An 18,214-nucleotide genomic window follows, 5' to 3' on the forward strand; every position below is an offset into this window, starting at 1 on the left:
TATAAACAAATAAAAAAATGAAGCATAACCTAGTTTTCTTTTTAAAATCATGGTTCGGGATAAGGGCATTCCGAACCTCCTTTTTCACCAAATTGATACCTCATCTTTTGAAAAGGAATTTTGTGGGTAATGTTTAATGTTATGGTTAACATGGTAGTTGGTGATTTAGACAAAGGAAACATTCAGGTAGTAATTGTTAATATAGATATTAATTTAACTGATGTTCCATGGGGATAGAAGCAAGCTGGGTCCTGGCAATACAAGAGACAAGGGGTTTATTCTGTTTTTTGATAAGTTTCTCTATAAGACAAAATACCCGTTTTAAGTGCAGCATAATTGCCAATGCTTGCATATCCATAAAACCAGCCCATGAAAATCCCTGCAACCAAATGATGACGATGACTGATGAAAATGGAAATGAATAAGCCAAGACCCAAAGCGATCAAAGGGATGAATTTTGGATGAATATGAAACATGATCTTAATAAGTTGAGTAAGAATCATGATGATAGGAATGGCTATTACTGCATCCCAAAAGTTTGTATGGATGGTTGGGAAGTCCATGATTTCACCACCTTAAATTGAAGTTTTCAAAATTAATTTTCACTTTTTATCAAGGCTTTATACAATAATAAATAAATTCATATTTAAAACTAATAAATAAAAGGCCATGCAACCAGGTTTTGAAGATTTTCAAAGTTCGGTTTAAAAAGCCGTCAATCCATATAATTATATGGTTTGACGGCTTTTTCCGGTTGGGGGAGGGAATGGTTTAATAAAACTCGGAAGGTTATCTATTGCAAAAATAATAAACGAAATAACGGAATCATTTTTGTTGGACAAGCTGTAACTTTTTTCATGGTTAAGAATACGATATGAATGAAGATAAACAGTAAAAAATAAGATAATACCTACTAATGGGAGGTTCTAATGAGCAAGGAAACATTGCTCCTTATGCCCAGAAAATCCAAAAGGAATTTAATATTTTACCTTCGGTTGTCATTGCACAAGCTTGCTTGGAGAGTGGATATGGGACAAGCCTATTAGCAAGTCAAGGAAAAAATATATTCGGTACAGAAGGTGACTTTAAGGGCGAGTCTGTCATTATCCAAACAATGGAATACGTTAACGGTGTGCCCGTTCAAGTATGGAACAAATTCAGAAAATACCCATCTTGGGAAGAAAGTCTTCGAGATCTTGCCAATCTATACGCAAAGGGGACTTCATGGAATAGAAGTCTATATACAGCTGTCATTGGAGAAAAAGATTATAAAAAAGCACTTAAAGCAATATTCGATACGGGGTATGCCTCGGATCCGAAATATACCGAAAAACGGGTGAACCTTATCGAAGCAAGCGCTTTAACTAAATATGATGCAAGCAACGAGGAGGTTTATCATATTGTCAAAAAAGGGGACTCCGTCTCTGTGAGTGCAAAAGCATATGGTTCAGCACAGTGCAGATTCAACAGTGGAATGGCTTGGTCGATCCTAACCTTATTAAAGTGAACCAAAGATTAAGAGTGAAATGAATTTTAACTGGGAGCGGTATTTTAACGCTCTCATTTTTTATTTGAATGAGCTTTTCCAAAGTATTTATATTAAGAGGGATAATGACCATTAGGTCCGAGATAAAAGATGTAATATTCCCATGAAAATAAATTCTATTAAAAAAATACCAAAATCTACTCTACCATATGCATATTGAGAGAATTAGGGACATAAATTAAACAAACAAAAAAAGCGCGGTTAGCGCTTTTAGTGTATTTGTCTATATAAGCCTATTACTTTTCCAAGTATCGAAACATCTCGTAAAATAATCGGTTCCATATTTGAGTTCTCAGGCTGAAGCCTTATGTAATCCGGTTCCTTAAAGAATCGTTTTACAGTGGCTTCATCATCTTCCGTCATGGCCACGACGATATCTCCATTATTGGCATTGCTTTGTTGTTTAACGATGACATAGTCTCCATCATGAATTCCAGCTTCGATCATACTCTCACCCATGATTTCCAGCATGAATACATGGTCATCATGCGGAACCATGCTTTCGGGAAGCGGAAAGTATTCTTCTATGTTCTCGATGGCCGTTATGGGCATGCCCGCTGTTACTTTTCCAAGTAACGGCACGTTCACGACATTGGCTTTGGGAATATTGCTCGCTTCCTCCGAATTCATTATTTCAATGGCCCTTGGCTTGGTTGGGTCACGTCTAATCAGGCCTTTACTTTCCAGGCGGGATAAATGTCCGTGAACTGTTGAACTTGATGCAAGTCCCACTGCTTCACCAATCTCCCGTACGGAAGGTGGGTACCCTTTTTGGCGAACCTCTTCTTTAATGAAATCAAGAATATCTTGCTGCCGTTTTGATAGTTTAGTCATTTGTGCACCTCTTCCCCAATGTTCTTTGCTATATTATAGCATGGCCCCCAACTCTATACAAACATAAGTTCGAATTTTGTTGTTGACTGAAACAAACGTTCGTATTATAATTTGACCATAACATACGAACGAACATTCGCTTTGGAGGGATATTTATGAAAAAATTATACAAAAATTATATTTATACGATTCTATTAGCGGGATCAGTATTCATCTTTTCAATTTTATTCTCTTGTACATTGAACAATGATCAAAAAAATGATTTCCTTTCTATAGAAGTAAGTGAAGGTGACACCCTATGGGGAATTGCCGAAGAATATGAAGAAGCAAATTTGACAAAAAAAGAATTCATTGGTTGGATAGAAGAGCATAATGGAGTAAGGGCGGATTCGATTAAACCTGGTCAAGTCATCGTCATACCGGTTAAAGGGGAAGAACTTGTCCAGAATTTGGCCAGTGAGCAGTAAGCAGTGAAGGTAGGGTATTATGAAAGCGGTAATCTATTGTAGGGTCAGCACAGAAAAAGAGTCACAGGAAACATCATTGGCAAGGCAGGAAGATGAATTAGTCAAATTGGCAGAAAAGATGGATGTCGAAGTCATTTCCATAATAAAAGAACAGGCAAGTGGTTATGAGTTGAATAGGGATGGCATTTTTGACATGCTCGAATTATTTAAAACCAAGGAAGCTGAAGTGCTATTAATCCAGGACGAAACAAGACTGGGAAGAGGAAATGCCAAAATAGCCCTTTTCCATGTCATCCTTAAAGAAGATGTGAAAATTTATACGCTCTCACACGATGGGGAACTTGAGCTATCGGATTCGGATGCAATGGTCATCCAGATAGTCGGAATTGTAGAAGAATATCAAAGGAAATTACATAATCTTAAAATAAAACGCGGGATGATAAGGGCCGTTGAAAAAGGGTATCGTCCTCAAGAAAATCTTCAGAATCAAAGGAATTCCACTGGAAGGGACCGTAAGGAGATTCCTATAGAAGAAATTATTAAACTCCGGGCCAATGGATTGACATTTGCAGAAATCGCAGCAACTTTAAGGGGCTTTGGATACAATGTATCTAAGGCTACTGTGAACAGGCGTTTTCTCGAACATCAACTGAATACACTGGAAAGTCAATCATAGAACTTGTAATTTCGCTATTTTTTTAATACCATGACAATATCCGCAGATTAAGAAGGAGCGAAATTATGTTATCAAAAGAAAAATTAGCCCGTATTAATGAACTTTCTAAAAAGGCAAAGGCTGAAGGTTTGACGGAAGTTGAGGCGAAAGAGCAAACCCAATTGAGAAGTGAGTATTTGGAAACATTCAGAAAGTCCATGACCAATACGTTGGAGCATGTGAAAGTCGTGGATCCAGAAGGTAATGACGTCACTCCTCAAAAGATAAAAAATATAAAAGAGAAAAGAAACTTACATTAATAATGCTTGGATTCTTATGATGGAACATTCCATTTGAGGATTCTATTAGCATTTAGGAGTAAAAAGAGAGTGCATTCATGTATGTATTCTCCTATTTAGTTTAATCTAAATAGGGGACTTCTCTTATTTCTGGAAAATTGCAATATTGATGCAGTAAATAGTGATTTTAGTTGTGATATTAGGCTTGTCACTATAATATAAAGAGGTACATTACAGGAAGGGATGTTTTTACGATATGTTAGATAAATTAGATGCACTTTCTATTAATACGATTCGTACACTATCGATTGATGCAATTGAAAAGGCTAATTCTGGCCATCCAGGTATGCCGATGGGTGCAGCGCCGATGGCGTATAAACTATGGACCGAATATATGAACCATAACCCGAAAAATCCAGATTGGTTTAATAGAGACCGCTTTGTTCTTTCAGCTGGTCATGGGTCTATGCTGTTATACAGCCTTCTTCATTTATCAGGCTATGGCTTATCTATCGATGATTTGAAAAGCTTCCGCCAATGGGGCAGTAAAACTCCAGGACATCCTGAATTCGGTCATACGGCTGGTGTAGATGCTACTACTGGGCCGCTTGGACAAGGGATCGCAATGGCAGTCGGAATGGCAATGGCAGAACGCCACTTGGCAGAAAGCTATAACCGCGATTCTTATAATGTTGTCGATCATTATACATATAGCATTTGTGGAGATGGGGATTTAATGGAGGGTGTTTCTGCAGAAGCCGCTTCATTAGCTGGACATCTACAACTAGGAAGACTTGTTGTTTTATATGATTCTAATGATATTTCCCTTGATGGAGACTTAAGTCAATCATTTAGTGAAAGCGTGGCAGACCGGTTCAAATCTTATGGATGGCAATATATCCGCGTTGAGGATGGGAACGATCTTCAGGAAATTGCTAAAGCGATTGAAGAAGCGAAAACCGACGATGCACGCCCAACATTAATCGAAGTGAAGACGGTTATTGGTTACGGTTCACCAAACCGTTCAGGTAAATCCGCTGTTCACGGCGCTCCTCTTGGTGCAGATGAGCTGAAATTGACAAAAGAAGCATATAAATGGACATTCGAAGAGGACTTCCATGTTCCGGAAGAAGTGTATTCACATTTCAATGAAGCTGTTGTTGATGCAGGCGCTCAAAAAGAAGAAGCTTGGAATGAATTGTTTAAAAATTACAAAGAAGCACATCCTGAGTTAGCAGAGCAATTGGAGCTTGCCATCAAAGGTGAGCTGCCTGCTGAATGGGATCAGGAAATTCCAGTCTATGAAGAAGGTAAGACATTGGCTTCCCGTGCTTCAAGTGGGGAAGTACTAAATGCGATTGCCAAAAAGGTCCCTAGCTTCATCGGGGGTTCTGCGGATTTAGCCGGATCTAATAATACCGCCATCAAAGGTGAGACAGATCTATTACCTGGTAATTACAGTGGCCGTAATATATGGTTCGGTGTACGTGAATTCGCTATGGGTGCGGCTTTAAATGGAATGGCACTTCATGGTGGATTAAAAGTATACGGAGGAACATTCTTTGTATTCTCTGATTATCTACGTCCTGCGATAAGAATGGCAGCACTAATGGGACTGCCTGTAAACTATGTCTTCACTCATGACAGCATTGCTGTAGGGGAAGACGGACCGACTCATGAGCCAATCGAACAATTAGCATCATTGCGCGCAATGCCTAACCTAGGGGTAATTCGTCCAGCTGATGGCAATGAAACGGCAGCAGCCTGGAAAGTGGCAATGGAGTCTACAAATAAACCAACTGCACTTGTACTGACTCGTCAAGGATTGCCAACAATAAAAGACACTTCCGAAACTGCGTATGAAGGTGTTTCAAAAGGTGCTTACATCATCTCTGCTTCTAAGAAAGAAGTAGCCGATGCATTACTTCTTGCGACAGGATCCGAAGTGAACTTGGCTGTGGAAGCACAGAAAGCTTTAGCGAACGAAGGAATTGATGTTTCGGTAATCAGCATGCCATCATGGGATCGTTTTGAAACTCAATCTAAAGAATATAGACAAAGCGTAATCAATCCGGCAGTGAAAAAACGTCTAGCTATCGAAGTGGCTTCACCATTTGGCTGGGATCGTTATGCAGGTGATGAGGGTGAAATATTGGCCATCAATCATTTTGGAGCTTCTGCACCAGGCGGTAAAATCATGGAGGAATTCGGTTTCACTGTAGAAAATGTAGTTGCTCGAGTTAAGGAAATGCTTAAATAATAGTAATGGGGAACTGACACCAACTGGATTGGTGTCAGTTTTTTTACCAAAAACAATCTTATTTTATATTGAATGTATTCCTATTCGAAAGGAAATCTTCTATTCGACAAAAAAAGAAGAAAATTTCTCCAGCAAACAACATATCTTTTTAGTTTGTCAATATATAATGAGAATAAATAAATTTCGTTTAAATGTGTCAGTTAAAGGGGAAAGTCATCAATAGTGGAAAATAGTGGAGAGGGTCCTGGTGGTTAGATGTTTTGTGACCAAAATAGGAGAGCTAGGAGGCATTGGCTGATGAGAACCTATCAAATTTATTTAATCGAAGATGAATTTGCCCATCATTATTATGGAAGAGAAAAGCTATTTTTCAATTTGTTTTTGGAGTATATTCAAGCAAGGGGCAGACTGAAGAGTATTTTGCAAAAACAAATCGAATACGTCACCAAAACAGTCCCGATTAATCAGTTGCAGGTAGCTATTGAACAACGTTTGCAAAAAAAGATGAATTATTGGACTCAAAATGGAAAATACTATTTAGAAAAAACAAACGGAACAAGTAAAGCCGTGTTAATCATTCAAAATGAGTCCATTACGCTTAAAGCTGAAGGAGATTATGAAGCGGAGACCGCTTTCTTTGAAAGTATTCGAAAATATGAAGCGAGTTTCCTGGCCATTGATTTTGAACATGAAAAATACGGTTGGTTAAAACCGATAAAAGAAAGAAAATTTGTCTAAATGGGGGACTTTTCGGTAGCGGGTATTGTATAATAACCTTTGGTCTAGTACACTGATGTTAGACAACATGAAGGAGGAAATAGTATGTGGGTTTACATTCTAGTTGGCGTACTGGCATTGATTGCTGGAGTAGTGCTGGGATTTTTCATCGCTCGTAAATACATGATGGATTACTTAAAGAAAAATCCGCCAATTAACGAACAGATGTTGAAAATGATGATGATGCAAATGGGTATGAAACCATCCCAAAAGAAAATTAATCAAATGTTGAGCGCCATGAATAAACAACAAACAAAATAAGATAGCATGAAACCTTGATATATCAATGTTCTTGGAAGATTGGATGCAAAATTTTATATAATATCGAAATGGTTGATTCTTTTAGATTGAATTCTTCCACCGATTTTATATAAAATTTTGGTTTATCTTTCATTTTTGTTTCTTAAGCCACTTTTTCTGAATGAATGATTCAGTAATGGTGGTTTTTGTTTTGGAATTGTAAGGTAAGTCCTCGTTCTATGGAAGGGCTTTCTTATTTTGAAAAATAAACAATCAAACTTAAAAAAATACTTGTCCACACCTTCTATCAAAAGATGCATATAAAGTATTAAGGAGGGTGTTAGAATGATAAATGATTTTGTGAAAAAATGCTTTGAGGATACTTGTAAATTGTGGTTTCCTATATGTGAACATAAATTTGAACACAAAAGTAAATTTAAAGACAACAAATGGGAATCTAAATTCAAATGGAAATCTAAATGTAAATGTAAAAAATAATCTCTTTTCTATTAATCCTTTATTTAAGCACTAACCAATAAAGAGTTAGTTAATATATAAAATTGATTAGAGGTAAACAACAAAGTAATAGGTGTTTTGGAATGAACTTTATAAATAGAAAAGCAATTAACCTGAATTTGGTCGGGTGCTTATTTTTTATATAGGATTTTTTACACCGACAGCCCCCATTGGCTTGTGGCAAATAACATAATCCGTTGGTTTATTTGGAAACTTTGATGAATCAAGCTCAAAACGCTGAAGTTGTAACTTTTACGATCATATCATCTGAAATGTTGGTATAAGGTTATTTAACTTCTTTTGGGTTAAATGGTTTCAAAAGGTTATTATCATCCTCAGGATAAAAGTGAGCAATATAGGTTAATCTAATATCGGCATATACAGCATGGAATTTTTCTCAAACAATGAGATATCCCTCTAAAAATCATTCCTTCTATCCTGTGTGTAGGGGGATTTCATTACAATAATAAATTAATCAACACAGTTATGGAAGCTGTTGAGTTTTTGACTTGACTTTATCAACTGTAAATATTATTATTACAGTAATCTTCTTGAGGAGGATGCGAAAGTGAATAGTGATTTTACCATAGCTGTGCATAGTTTGGTCTATTTAGCTTATCTACCAGATCATATGGCAAGCAGTGAGTCTATCGCAGAAAATGTTTGTACAAATTCGGCAAGGATTCGGAAAATGATGAGCTGCTTAAGAAAAAAAGGATTTGTTAAAACTAAAGAAGGTGTTGGCGGAGGCTATATTCTAGACTGTAACCCCGAAGAGGTAAGTTTGGCAGATATTTATATAACCGTTTCGCATGGGACCTTGAAACCGAAGTGGTGTACAGGTGATCCGGAGAAAAAATGTGTCATATCTTCCAATACCCAGATAGTCATGAATCAAATATTCGATGAAGCTGAATTATATTTTGAAAAATATTTAGAAGATATAACCCTCAGCACTTTTTTGGAAAAAATTAAACAATGTCCATGATATTGATTTAGTTTTTTCTTTGCACTAAATGTATATTTTATTATTACAGTTAATAACTATAGTTTAAATATCAAATGACATAAAAGGGGTGTTAAGGAAATGGTTGAAAACGTTCAGTTCAAAAATGGGGATTGGGTACAGGGAAAATCAAGAGACGGGGAACTTATCCATGGTTTCATTGAAACGGTAAGTGATAATCGAGAAATCGTTAAAGTGAATGTGGTGGAAAGTGACAATGAAAAAGCGGTTGGGAAATCGATTTGGATTCCGAGTAAATGGACTGAAAAACTGCCGGATCTAGAAATCAGTAACGAAAATCATCTTTTGGCCTTAATTGATTTAGCGTTACTTTCTAAAGATGAAACATGGTTTATGGAGTTATCCGGTAAATTGGAATCCATCAAAATCCATCCGAAAATAAATTCGAGGAAATCAGAGTTTCTTATCCCGGGAAATAGAATCGCTAAACATGATTTAAATAGATGATGAGTAAAGACCATAAATATTTCGGATAATACAAGGAGGAAATGATCATGACGATAAAACATGTAACAGATGATAATTTTGCTAGTGAAATCAAGGAAGGTTTAGTATTGGTTGATTTTTGGGCACCGTGGTGCGGTCCGTGTAAAATGATTGCTCCAGTGCTTAATGAAATTGATATGGAAATGGGTGATCGGGTTAAGATCGTAAAACTTAATGTGGACGAAAATTCAGATACGACAAGCGAATATGGAGTGATGGGAATTCCAGCTCTAATTCTATTCAAAGATGGAGAAAAGGTAGATCAAGCTATTGGCTTCCAGCCAAAAGAAGCCATTTCGGCATTAATCACAAAATATGCATGATCATAAAGATTATCATAATATGCGGATGTGTATTGTGAATTAAGGACTTATACCAACCAACATGGTAGTAACTAAATGGAGGATTACTAAATGAATTCTATATATACACCATTATTTGAATCGTTCAATTTAGGAAAGAAATTAGAAGTGAAAAATCGATTGGTGATGGCGCCAATGACAAATTTCTCTTCTAATCCTGATGGGACTGTAACCGACGCCGAAGTTAACTATTATGAACGTAGGTCAAGCGGGGTCGGCATGGTTATAACGGCATGTACTTACGTTACGGCTAATGGCAAAGGTTTTCATGGGGAATTTGGCGGAGATCAGGATGAATTGATACCAAGTCTAAGTCGTTTGGCATCAACGATTAAAGCGAAAGGTGCAAAGGCAATTCTTCAGATTTTTCATGGCGGACGTGAGGTACCACCGGAATTAGTAAATGGCGATGTTGTCAGTGCAAGCAATATCCCATCGGAAGGCGAAGGGAAGGCAGTTCCGCGTCCACTATCTGAAAAGGAAATTGAGTCGATCATTCTCGACTTTGGTGAAACCACCCGACGTGCCATTGAAGCGGGATTTGACGGTGTCGAGATTCACGGTGCAAATGGTTACTTGCTACAGCAATTCTTTTCGCCTCATTCAAACCGGCGTGAAGACAAGTGGGGCGGTTCCCTTGAAAAGCGTCTGACTTTTCCATTAGCGGTTGTAGATGAAGTGAAAAAGGCTGTTGCTGAACATGCCAAGGATCCATTCATCGTTGGATATCGTTTTTCACCGGAGGAGCCTGAAACACCAGGAATTACCATGGATGATACCCTTACATTAATTGATGGACTTGTAACAAAGAATCTTGATTATCTTCATGTTTCATTAATGGATTTCTGGTCGAAAGCAAGAAGGGGAGCCGAGGTTGACAGACCTCGGATAGAAATTATAAAAGAACGTATCGGAGACCAAGTACCTGTCATTGGTGTTGGTTCCATCTATACAGCGGATGATGCGATCAAAGCACTGCAATCGGGTGTTCCGTTAATCGCATTAGGCCGTGAAATCATTATCGATCCTGAATGGGTACAAAAAGTGGAACAAGGCAGGGAAGCAGAGATCGTGACAAAAATAAACAAGGATAATCAGCAGCAACTTGATATTCCAGACCCACTATGGCAAGCGATCATCCACTCTCCAGGATGGTTTCCAGGGATTGAATAAATAGACGTTCATATATTAGTGAAATAAAAAATGCATAGTGGTTTTACAAAACCATTATGGAATGAATATACTTGGAATAATAACCCCTGACAACGGACACACATATAAAAGTGTTCCTTAGTCCGGGGGTTTTTATGTTTATGGAAGGCTCTTTTCGTAAAGATCGTTGTTTTTAAAACGAAACGATTTAAGGTTGATTGGAGACTCCTGCGGGAGCAGCGGGACAGGTGAGACCCCACAGGCGTTTACGCCGAGGAAGCTCACCGCCCGCCCCGCGGAAAGCGAGCATCTGGAGGGGAAATCAACCACACCGCTTTATTTGGAAAATAGCAACAAAGTAAGCGAAAACAGCCTTATGGAAAGATCAAGTATATTCTTCTACTAGTAAAACCAAGCATAAAGGGTATATTGGACAATAAAATATGTGCCACATCCAAAAATGGTAAAATAAACATATATTAATGTTTTTTATCTAAGGAGTATCCTCTCTGAATCAAAAGAATCAGGGTTATGATCCTTCTCATTATTACTTTACTCTATTTTTCCTGATTTTGAGTTTCAGTTTGTAGAAATGATATTTCAAAATGAACTTTTGTTTTCATTCCAAAATTTCATTTGTACAGGTAGTTGGCATTTCAATATTGAAACCATTTAATTTAAATATGGGACAACCTATGTTTCTATTTACTCAACACTATAATCGGAGTATCCATTACTCGAGTTATAAGCTTTGATAACCAATAGAAAAATTTTTGAGCAATAGAGAGAAAAACACGGAGTGGTTTTATCCAACTCCGTGTTTTTCATAATGTAGGGATTATAAAACTCAAGCTTTCCTTAAAATAGAAAAGAATCAAGTGAGTATGGGCCAGCTCCGGTTAACGCAACGCCAATCGCCACTGCAAGAACGGCAAGATTATATTCATAACCATTTTGAGTTGCCCAGTAGCCATTTGCTCCATGGACTTTAACGATCGCAACGAGCATCGTTAGTGCAATTAATATACCTGCAAAGGGTGTAAGGAGACCTAAAGTAAATAAAGCTCCGCCAATAAGCTCGGATAGACCTGCAAATAGGGCCATGGTAACTCCTGGCTTCATGCCAATCGAATCAAACCAGCCACCTGTACCTTTCAAGCCATGTCCGCCAAACCATCCAAATAATTTTTGGGCTCCATGTCCAACAAACGATAATCCGATTACTACACGTATAACTAATAAACCTATACCAATCATTTATGATTCCTCCTGGAATTTTATTTTTAATTTAGATATCTTTAATTCAAGATTTATGCTAAAAAAAGTAAGGGTTTTATCTCGAATTAATTTATCTTTAATTAAAGATAATATTTTTCGAGCGATTTGTCAAATATAATTTTCTCATTTTAATTTGAATGATTGCCGTGGATAAAAAGGATGAGACCGATTCAGAAAAAGAGGAGGAATGTTCACTGTCAGCCACCACAATTACAGCGAACTGCATGCAAATCTGGATGGGAGGAAGTTTTGCTTTTTGAGATGGTACTGCTTTCAGAAACCGTAACACATTATTTTATCGTTCTGTAGGAGACTTCATCATGAATATTTTGGGAGTAACAGCCACAATTAGGGTCTTCAGACGAATGCTCTCCTGTTTACATCTATCTTACTCGTGAATTTGGCTGATTTACTCGTGATTAAAATGCCATTTATAGATTCATATAGGATACCTTTGATGGATCTGGCATTACCTTATTTAGGGCGCCCGATTGATTAGTTTATTAGGTGACTGCCGCATCGACTGTCACAACCACGCATTCAATTGATCGAGCAAGTTTTTTCTCGGATACTGGTGATCCTGCGACTGTTCCTGCATTAAGTACTGAAAACAGTTCATATGAGGTGTTCATTAATGGGGTGCTGCAAATGGAGAATTAACAACATACACACCAGGTGCCTTTGGGGTAGGAAGTCTTGTGATTATTGTTACCGGACGGTTTTTCCATCTTAGCTGATCTCCTATTGTTCTTGTTGTGACAAACTATGCACCGACATCCGATATTGTAACATGATTCATATGCATTATTTTAAAGGCTGTTTTCGTATAGATTGTTGCTCACTTGAAAATACAGATTATTGTTGAATATAATGCAGTAGTTTCAAGGAGGTATTCAAAATGTGGAGATATGTTTATGAAGATTTCAGTAAATTAGATAAAAAAATCAGTTGGCACTTTTTAAGGCGATGCAACAAGATTTATTTCCAAAGAGTTTATATAAATTAGACAAATTACTTACGAATATAAGAGAATCTCGTTTTTCGTCTGGTTTGGGATGTCTTCATTGCGGCAGCACTGTTGTTAAACGTAATGGTAAATATCGTTCCGGACAAAGATATTTATGTAAGAATTGCGGAAGAACATTCAATGATATGACAAATACGCCAGTCTCGGGTTCCCGTTACCCTGACAAATGGATGAAATACATTGAAATGATGATAAACGGATTAACATTGCCTAAAATAACTGAACAATTAAACATCCATATATCTACTGCATTTTACTGGAGGCATAAAGTTTTGAATGCATTAGGAAGTCAAGGATTTAATCAGTTATCCGGTATTGTAGAAAGTGATGAAACATTTTTTAGAGAGTCATTAAAAGGGCGTCAATTTACACATCGAAAACCCAAAAAACGCGGAGAAAAAGATGAAAAAAGATGAATCTCAAACCTAAAAATTGCTGTAGTTGTTGCATTAGATCGTACTGGTAATATTTTTGCAAGGGTAGCAGGAAGAGGTCGTGTAAAAGCTGAAGAAATTGATGCGGTTTTCGGGGAATGTATAGAACCTACTTCTTTGCTATACAATCCTCCACATACAGCACGTTAATAATTTTCACCGTCGTTTAAAAGGATGGATGGAACGTTTTCAAGGCGTTGGAACACATTATTTAGACAAATACCTCTACTGGTACAGTTGGCTTGAGTCACATAAAAAGTTAGCATTTGAAAATCGAATAGACCAAATGCTTATTTCAGCTTGCCAAAAAAATCCAACTAATTCACAGTAGAGACACTTAGAAAAAGGCCCATTTAACTATATAGGAAAAAAAGTTATTATACTTTCAAAATAAACACCTCACATTTTTATTTCTTTTTTCCTAGGATATTTTTTAATGGCTTTTGAAGTACATCCACAATGGCAGCGATGATAGCTGTTGCTAAAATCCCTATTAGACCTAGTGCTCTCGGACCTGCTGAGTCATCACCTGTGAAATAAGAATGCACCCTTAAGTAAACTATTCCTAACAAAATGAATAAAATGATTGTAAAAGCACATTTTTTTATAACCTTCAAGGATTTAAGGGATAACTCGTAAAAAGCGTTATTTTTATCGATATAGCTCAATAGTTTAAATGCTTGATACAAAGCAACAGAAAACGTAATGCATATTCCATACGCACATACTAACAATGGATATATCGAGTAATCTCCTGGACGCACTTTCGCATCTCTTATAGCTGCTTGAGGTAACCAATATATACACACAGCAAGTACCGCAATTCCAATAAGAAAAGCAACGACTCTTAAGAAAAAAGTTGAATCTGGTTTAACAGGCATTTAAAGCACCTCACTGATTTATGATAATATGATTTTAGTATATTTATTATCGTTTATCAATAAATTTATTTTGTTTTCCATTATATTATTATTGTTATTTAAATATTAATTTAATTATATGTGGGAATCATACTTCAGTTATTGTAAGTGTTATTATAAAGTAACATAACAATAGGGGCATTTTGTTTAAAATCAAAAATTATAAAAAGAAGGAAATATGCGCGACTTTATTCATTTCTTCAATAAACATACTGCCACAAATGATATCTATTGAATGTCGAATACAACGACAAATTTGATTCCTAAGCTTTTTAAAATTTTATTTTCTTTTGATTATTGTACATATAGAGCTATTTAAAAATTGGGAGATATCATTAAAGTTATGATTCAAGAGAGTTGTTTTATTAAATAATCAGAGTTGATCTATCAAGAATAAACTCTGTTTTTATTTTTAACCTCTAATAGCTACAACTTTGAGAAAACAGCCATTTTAAATAAAAAAACAGGAAAACAGGCAGCGCACATAGCGCTTGCCTGTTTTTTTATATAGCAAAGGTCATGCCTAAGTATTCAAATTGAGAATGAATGTAAAAAGGGGAGATTGACAGCAAAATAATTCATATAATAACATATGCGGTTATCTATGGGAGATGAACTGAGTTAAAAACCTGTACCGGTTTTATAAAAAAGTTCATTATATTTATTTAATAATTGATCAAGTTGCTGACTATATTCCACGGCAACATGCGAGTTTAAGCCATCTTTAGCGACAATCTTGATAAGTTCATTTCTCTTTAATTCAATCTGTTCGAGAAATTCATTCTTTTTAGCCATTATCTTTCCTTTCTGGCCCCAACTTTTTTTCAAGGTACCCTTAATTTATGTGTTCGTTGTAAAATATGTATGAATATAACAATTATATCGGCTTGGACTAATGAATACAAATAAGTTAACTTGATCCGTCACCCCATCCAGTTATAAGCAATTGGTTGTCATGAAATATTCACAGTTCCATAAATGTATTTTTTTATCTTATTTGTTACAATGTTTATAGGTTGACATACATAGGAGTGAGCTTACTTGGATGATATTAATATTTTTTTAGCTTTTGGGGCGGGATTTCTGAGTTTTATTTCGCCATGCTGCTTACCGCTATATCCGGCCTTTTTATCTTATATCACTGGTATGAGTGTTGGTGAAATCAAATCCGAGAACGCCATGCTCCAAAGAAGAAGCATGCTGCATACTTTATTCTTCCTTCTTGGGTTTTCTCTGGTTTTTATTGCAATAGGGTTTAGCACATCATACCTAGGTTCTTTTTTCTCGAATTATAAAGAATTAATTCGTCAGATTGGAGCCATCCTGATTATCATTTTTGGTTTATTCATTGTAGGAATCTTTCAGCCGAAATCTTTTATGAAAGACAGTCGTTTTGAATTTAAGAACCGACCTAGCGGATATATAGGCTCCATTCTAATCGGACTTGCCTTTGCGGCTGGATGGACCCCTTGTGCAGGTCCGCTATTAGGTGCTGTCATTTCACTGGGTGCAACTAATCCCAGTGCGGCCATGAGCTATATGACTGCCTATATTTTAGGATTTGCCATACCGTTTTTCATATTATCCTTCTTTGTCGGAAAATTGACATGGATCAAAAAGTACAGCCAATACATCATGAAGATTGGCGGATATTTAATGATTGTAATGGGTGTGATTTTGTTTTTTGATTGGATGACCAAAATAATCGCAGTCCTGTCTAGACTATTCGGTGGCTTTACCGGCTTTTAGTCCATAATAAGCTATTTTTTCAATAAAATTCAAAATTGAAAATCTTTAATTAGGTTTTATGATGTGATTTTTTAATTTTTGATCAGTGAGGGCGGGAATGGATGAGAAGCCATGGAATGATATCGAATTCTAATCCTGATCTAATGATGGGTATTCACATGCCATCTTGAGCGGGCTGGATGCCGTTAAAGAAATCAAGAAGGAATTTCAGGCTAATGTGCTCTGCCATGGGTCAGCAAAAAATGATTGTCGAGGATATAGAAGCTGGGGCGCAAGATTTTAACGTCAAGCATCTTGATGATGGCAGTGTATTGGATGACATAAAAACGGCGCTTGATTAATAACACTCTCCTTGTTTATCTCAAATAGGTAATATATACTTTGTTTATAAATTGAAGTCATATATAATTTTAATGGTATTTACCTATTTTTAGTTTAAAGGGATGGTTAAGAGATGATATATATATCAACAGGTATAGCGATTGTGATGGCTATAGGTGTTTTCATGTTACGGATGAAGGAAACGAAAAAACCAGTGAATGAAAAGAAAATCATTTTACCGCCGCTTTTTATGAGTACGGGTGCTTTGATGTTCATTTTCCCGATGTTCCGGGTGACTCGATACGAATTGATGGAGGCTCTTGTTGCAGGGATGTTATTTTCCATCTTATTGATTAAAACATCTAAATTTGAAGTTAGAGATGAAAAAATTTATATTTTGCGCTCTAAAGCGTTCATATTCATATTGATTGGTCTCATGGTGATTCGACTGGTGGCAAAACTGATGCTGGGAAGCACGATTGAAATCGGTGTATTGAGCGGAATGTTTTTCTTACTTGCTTTTGCGATGATCGTTCCGTGGAGAATTGCCATGCTTTATCAATATAAAAAAGTTAAAGCAGCCAGTTTCGGCAGAAGTAGCATGGTGTAATACATGTACTGTAGGATGTAATCAAAGGAACATTCATTAAACCTGAGTCGATAAATGACTCAGGTTTTTCATTTGCCTGGAAACTTTTCATGAGGATAAAAAAATTCATCCAAAAACCTAGTAATTTTATCTGAATTATATTATATTAGTATTATAATATTTTACTTAAGGAGGAAACGGTTCATGTTACAAATGATTCTGTTCGGTATTATTTGTGGTTTACTGCTGGGATTTGTGCTTCAAAGAGGCCGTTTCTGTGTTGTTGGTGCATATCGTGATTTGATTTTAGCTAAAGATGGACGGATGTTCTTAGCTACATTTATTGTAATAGCAATACAAAGTATTGGTGTTTATGCATTGAATGATACAGGGGTCATTCAGTTTGGAAATGATGGTTTTCCATGGTTGGGAACAATCGTGGGTGGCTTTATTTTTGGTATTGGCATGGTTCTGGCAGGAGGTTGCGCCACTGGAACATGGTATCGTGCCGGAGAGGGCATGATCGGAAGTTGGGTTGCTCTTTTTGGATATATGCTAGGGGCAGCTATGACGAAATATGGTGTATGGAAAGTGGCTGGAGATAATCTGTTATCTTATCGTACAAGTGATACGTATATTCATGAAACATTAAATGTTTCGCCATGGGTGCTTGTTATTATTGTGACTCTTTTGGTTGGCCTATTGGTGATTCGTGAATTGAAAAAACCGAAACTTCCAATCTTTAAAATGAAACCGAAAAAAACGGGATTGGCCCACATCTTATTCGAGAAAAGGTGGCATCCCTTTGTTACGGCATTATTGGTCGGCCTTATTGCGATCGTGGCATGGCCGCTAAGCGCTATGACAGGCAGGATGTTCGGACTGGGAATTACAGCTCCTTCCGCGAACATTCTAACTTTCCTTATAACAGGAGATGATGCGTTAATCGATTGGGGTACGTTTTTAGTATTGGGTATTTTCCTCGGTGCTTTCATTGCTGCCAAAGGAAGCGGGGAATTCCGTTGGCGTTTGCCTGATATGAAAACGTTACGTAACAATGCAATGGGCGGTGTAATCATGGGGTTCGGTGCAAGTGTTGCCGGGGGATGCACAATCGGAAATGGTCTAGTGAACTCGGCGCTATTTGCTTGGCAGGGTTGGATCGCGATTGTCTTTTTCCTGCTGGGTACATGGGTAGCAACTTATTTCACGATTATCCGTAAGCAAAAGCAGACAGCTGCTGCATCCAAAGCGGCATAAGATACGAGTCGAAAA

At 36.9% G+C, this 18,214-nt stretch carries 21 protein-coding genes and 1 pseudogene; 17 read left to right on the forward strand and 5 right to left on the reverse strand.

Annotated features, from left to right (window positions below):
• Positions 1-275: 275 nt before the first annotated feature.
• Positions 276-563 (reverse strand): hypothetical protein, encoded by a 288-nt coding sequence (locus tag BW986_RS15885; protein WP_076368835.1) that lies wholly within the window; start codon positions 561-563, stop codon positions 276-278.
• Positions 564-916: 353 nt separating this feature from the next.
• Between BW986_RS15885 and BW986_RS15890 the strand changes: the two genes are divergently transcribed.
• Positions 917-1,507, forward strand: a complete 591-nt coding sequence (locus BW986_RS15890) for a glycoside hydrolase family 73 protein (RefSeq protein ID WP_076368836.1) — start codon at positions 917-919, stop codon at positions 1,505-1,507.
• Positions 1,508-1,756: 249 nt separating this feature from the next.
• Here the strand turns inward: BW986_RS15890 and lexA are convergent, their stop codons facing one another.
• Complete coding sequence (gene lexA, locus BW986_RS15895) at positions 1,757-2,380, reverse strand: transcriptional repressor LexA (protein ID WP_076368837.1); 624 nt, start codon at positions 2,378-2,380, stop codon at positions 1,757-1,759.
• 155 nt (positions 2,381-2,535) lie between these two features.
• On the opposite strand from lexA, the gene yneA reads away from it, so the two are divergent.
• From yneA to BW986_RS15945, 10 genes are all read left to right on the forward strand, one after another.
• Positions 2,536-2,847 (forward strand): cell division suppressor protein YneA, encoded by a 312-nt coding sequence (yneA, locus tag BW986_RS15900; RefSeq protein WP_076368838.1) that lies wholly within the window; start codon positions 2,536-2,538, stop codon positions 2,845-2,847.
• Between the two features lie 19 nt (positions 2,848-2,866).
• The gene (locus tag BW986_RS15905; RefSeq protein ID WP_076368839.1) at positions 2,867-3,523 is read left to right on the forward strand and encodes a YneB family resolvase-like protein; all 657 of its coding nucleotides are present in this window, start codon (positions 2,867-2,869) and stop codon (positions 3,521-3,523) included.
• A gap of 65 nt (positions 3,524-3,588) precedes the next feature.
• A complete protein-coding gene (locus tag BW986_RS15910) occupies positions 3,589-3,822 on the forward strand; it encodes a DUF896 domain-containing protein (RefSeq protein ID WP_076368840.1) in 234 nt (77 codons plus the stop codon).
• 235 nt (positions 3,823-4,057) lie between these two features.
• Positions 4,058-6,061 (forward strand): transketolase, encoded by a 2,004-nt coding sequence (gene tkt / locus BW986_RS15915; protein WP_076368841.1) that lies wholly within the window; start codon positions 4,058-4,060, stop codon positions 6,059-6,061.
• A gap of 297 nt (positions 6,062-6,358) precedes the next feature.
• Positions 6,359-6,799 (forward strand): sporulation inhibitor of replication protein SirA, encoded by a 441-nt coding sequence (gene sirA / locus BW986_RS15920; RefSeq protein WP_076368842.1) that lies wholly within the window; start codon positions 6,359-6,361, stop codon positions 6,797-6,799.
• A gap of 84 nt (positions 6,800-6,883) precedes the next feature.
• A complete protein-coding gene (locus BW986_RS15925; RefSeq protein WP_076368843.1) occupies positions 6,884-7,099 on the forward strand; it encodes a YneF family protein in 216 nt (71 codons plus the stop codon).
• A 1,063-nt stretch (positions 7,100-8,162) separates the two neighbouring features.
• Entirely contained in the window at positions 8,163-8,582 is a 420-nt protein-coding gene (locus tag BW986_RS15930) for an RrF2 family transcriptional regulator (protein WP_076368844.1), read from the forward strand.
• A 99-nt stretch (positions 8,583-8,681) separates the two neighbouring features.
• Positions 8,682-9,068 carry an IDEAL domain-containing protein gene (locus BW986_RS15935; protein WP_076368845.1) on the forward strand — a complete coding sequence of 129 codons (387 nt, stop codon included), beginning with the start codon at positions 8,682-8,684 and terminating at the stop codon, positions 9,066-9,068.
• 47 nt (positions 9,069-9,115) lie between these two features.
• Positions 9,116-9,430, forward strand: coding sequence for a thioredoxin (trxA, locus tag BW986_RS15940; RefSeq protein WP_076368846.1), 315 nt, complete (start codon positions 9,116-9,118; stop codon positions 9,428-9,430).
• 90 nt (positions 9,431-9,520) lie between these two features.
• A complete protein-coding gene (locus BW986_RS15945; protein WP_076368847.1) occupies positions 9,521-10,642 on the forward strand; it encodes an NADH-dependent flavin oxidoreductase in 1,122 nt (373 codons plus the stop codon).
• An 837-nt stretch (positions 10,643-11,479) separates the two neighbouring features.
• Here BW986_RS15945 and BW986_RS15955 read toward each other — a convergent pair.
• A complete protein-coding gene (locus tag BW986_RS15955; RefSeq protein WP_076368849.1) occupies positions 11,480-11,878 on the reverse strand; it encodes a DoxX family protein in 399 nt (132 codons plus the stop codon).
• 528 nt (positions 11,879-12,406) lie between these two features.
• On the opposite strand from BW986_RS15955, the gene BW986_RS29655 reads away from it, so the two are divergent.
• Positions 12,407-12,559 (forward strand): DUF4183 domain-containing protein, encoded by a 153-nt coding sequence (locus BW986_RS29655; protein ID WP_260320872.1) that lies wholly within the window; start codon positions 12,407-12,409, stop codon positions 12,557-12,559.
• Positions 12,560-12,797: 238 nt separating this feature from the next.
• Positions 12,798-13,717 (forward strand): annotated as a pseudogene (locus tag BW986_RS29660) (IS1595 family transposase).
• Positions 13,718-13,767: 50 nt separating this feature from the next.
• Here BW986_RS29660 and BW986_RS15965 read toward each other — a convergent pair.
• Together BW986_RS15965 and BW986_RS15970 are read right to left on the reverse strand one after the other, a co-directional pair.
• Entirely contained in the window at positions 13,768-14,241 is a 474-nt protein-coding gene (locus BW986_RS15965) for a DUF2975 domain-containing protein (RefSeq protein ID WP_076368850.1), read from the reverse strand.
• A gap of 660 nt (positions 14,242-14,901) precedes the next feature.
• The gene (locus BW986_RS15970; protein ID WP_076368851.1) at positions 14,902-15,075 is read right to left on the reverse strand and encodes an aspartyl-phosphate phosphatase Spo0E family protein; all 174 of its coding nucleotides are present in this window, start codon (positions 15,073-15,075) and stop codon (positions 14,902-14,904) included.
• A 246-nt stretch (positions 15,076-15,321) separates the two neighbouring features.
• Between BW986_RS15970 and BW986_RS15975 the strand changes: the two genes are divergently transcribed.
• The 4 genes from BW986_RS15975 to BW986_RS15990 all read left to right on the forward strand — a co-directional run bounded on the left by BW986_RS15975 (position 15,322) and on the right by BW986_RS15990 (position 18,199).
• Positions 15,322-16,029 carry a cytochrome c biogenesis CcdA family protein gene (locus BW986_RS15975; protein WP_076368852.1) on the forward strand — a complete coding sequence of 236 codons (708 nt, stop codon included), beginning with the start codon at positions 15,322-15,324 and terminating at the stop codon, positions 16,027-16,029.
• Between the two features lie 179 nt (positions 16,030-16,208).
• A complete protein-coding gene (locus BW986_RS30275) occupies positions 16,209-16,370 on the forward strand; it encodes a response regulator (protein WP_179086088.1) in 162 nt (53 codons plus the stop codon).
• 113 nt (positions 16,371-16,483) lie between these two features.
• The gene (locus BW986_RS15985) at positions 16,484-16,960 is read left to right on the forward strand and encodes a CcdC family protein (RefSeq protein WP_076368853.1); all 477 of its coding nucleotides are present in this window, start codon (positions 16,484-16,486) and stop codon (positions 16,958-16,960) included.
• A 183-nt stretch (positions 16,961-17,143) separates the two neighbouring features.
• Complete coding sequence (locus BW986_RS15990) at positions 17,144-18,199, forward strand: YeeE/YedE family protein (protein ID WP_179086089.1); 1,056 nt, start codon at positions 17,144-17,146, stop codon at positions 18,197-18,199.
• Positions 18,200-18,214 lie beyond the last annotated feature (15 nt).

It is taken from the genome of Peribacillus simplex (assembly GCF_900156045.1).
In the GTDB taxonomy this organism is placed as follows: domain Bacteria; phylum Bacillota; class Bacilli; order Bacillales; family DSM-1321; genus Peribacillus; species Peribacillus simplex_D.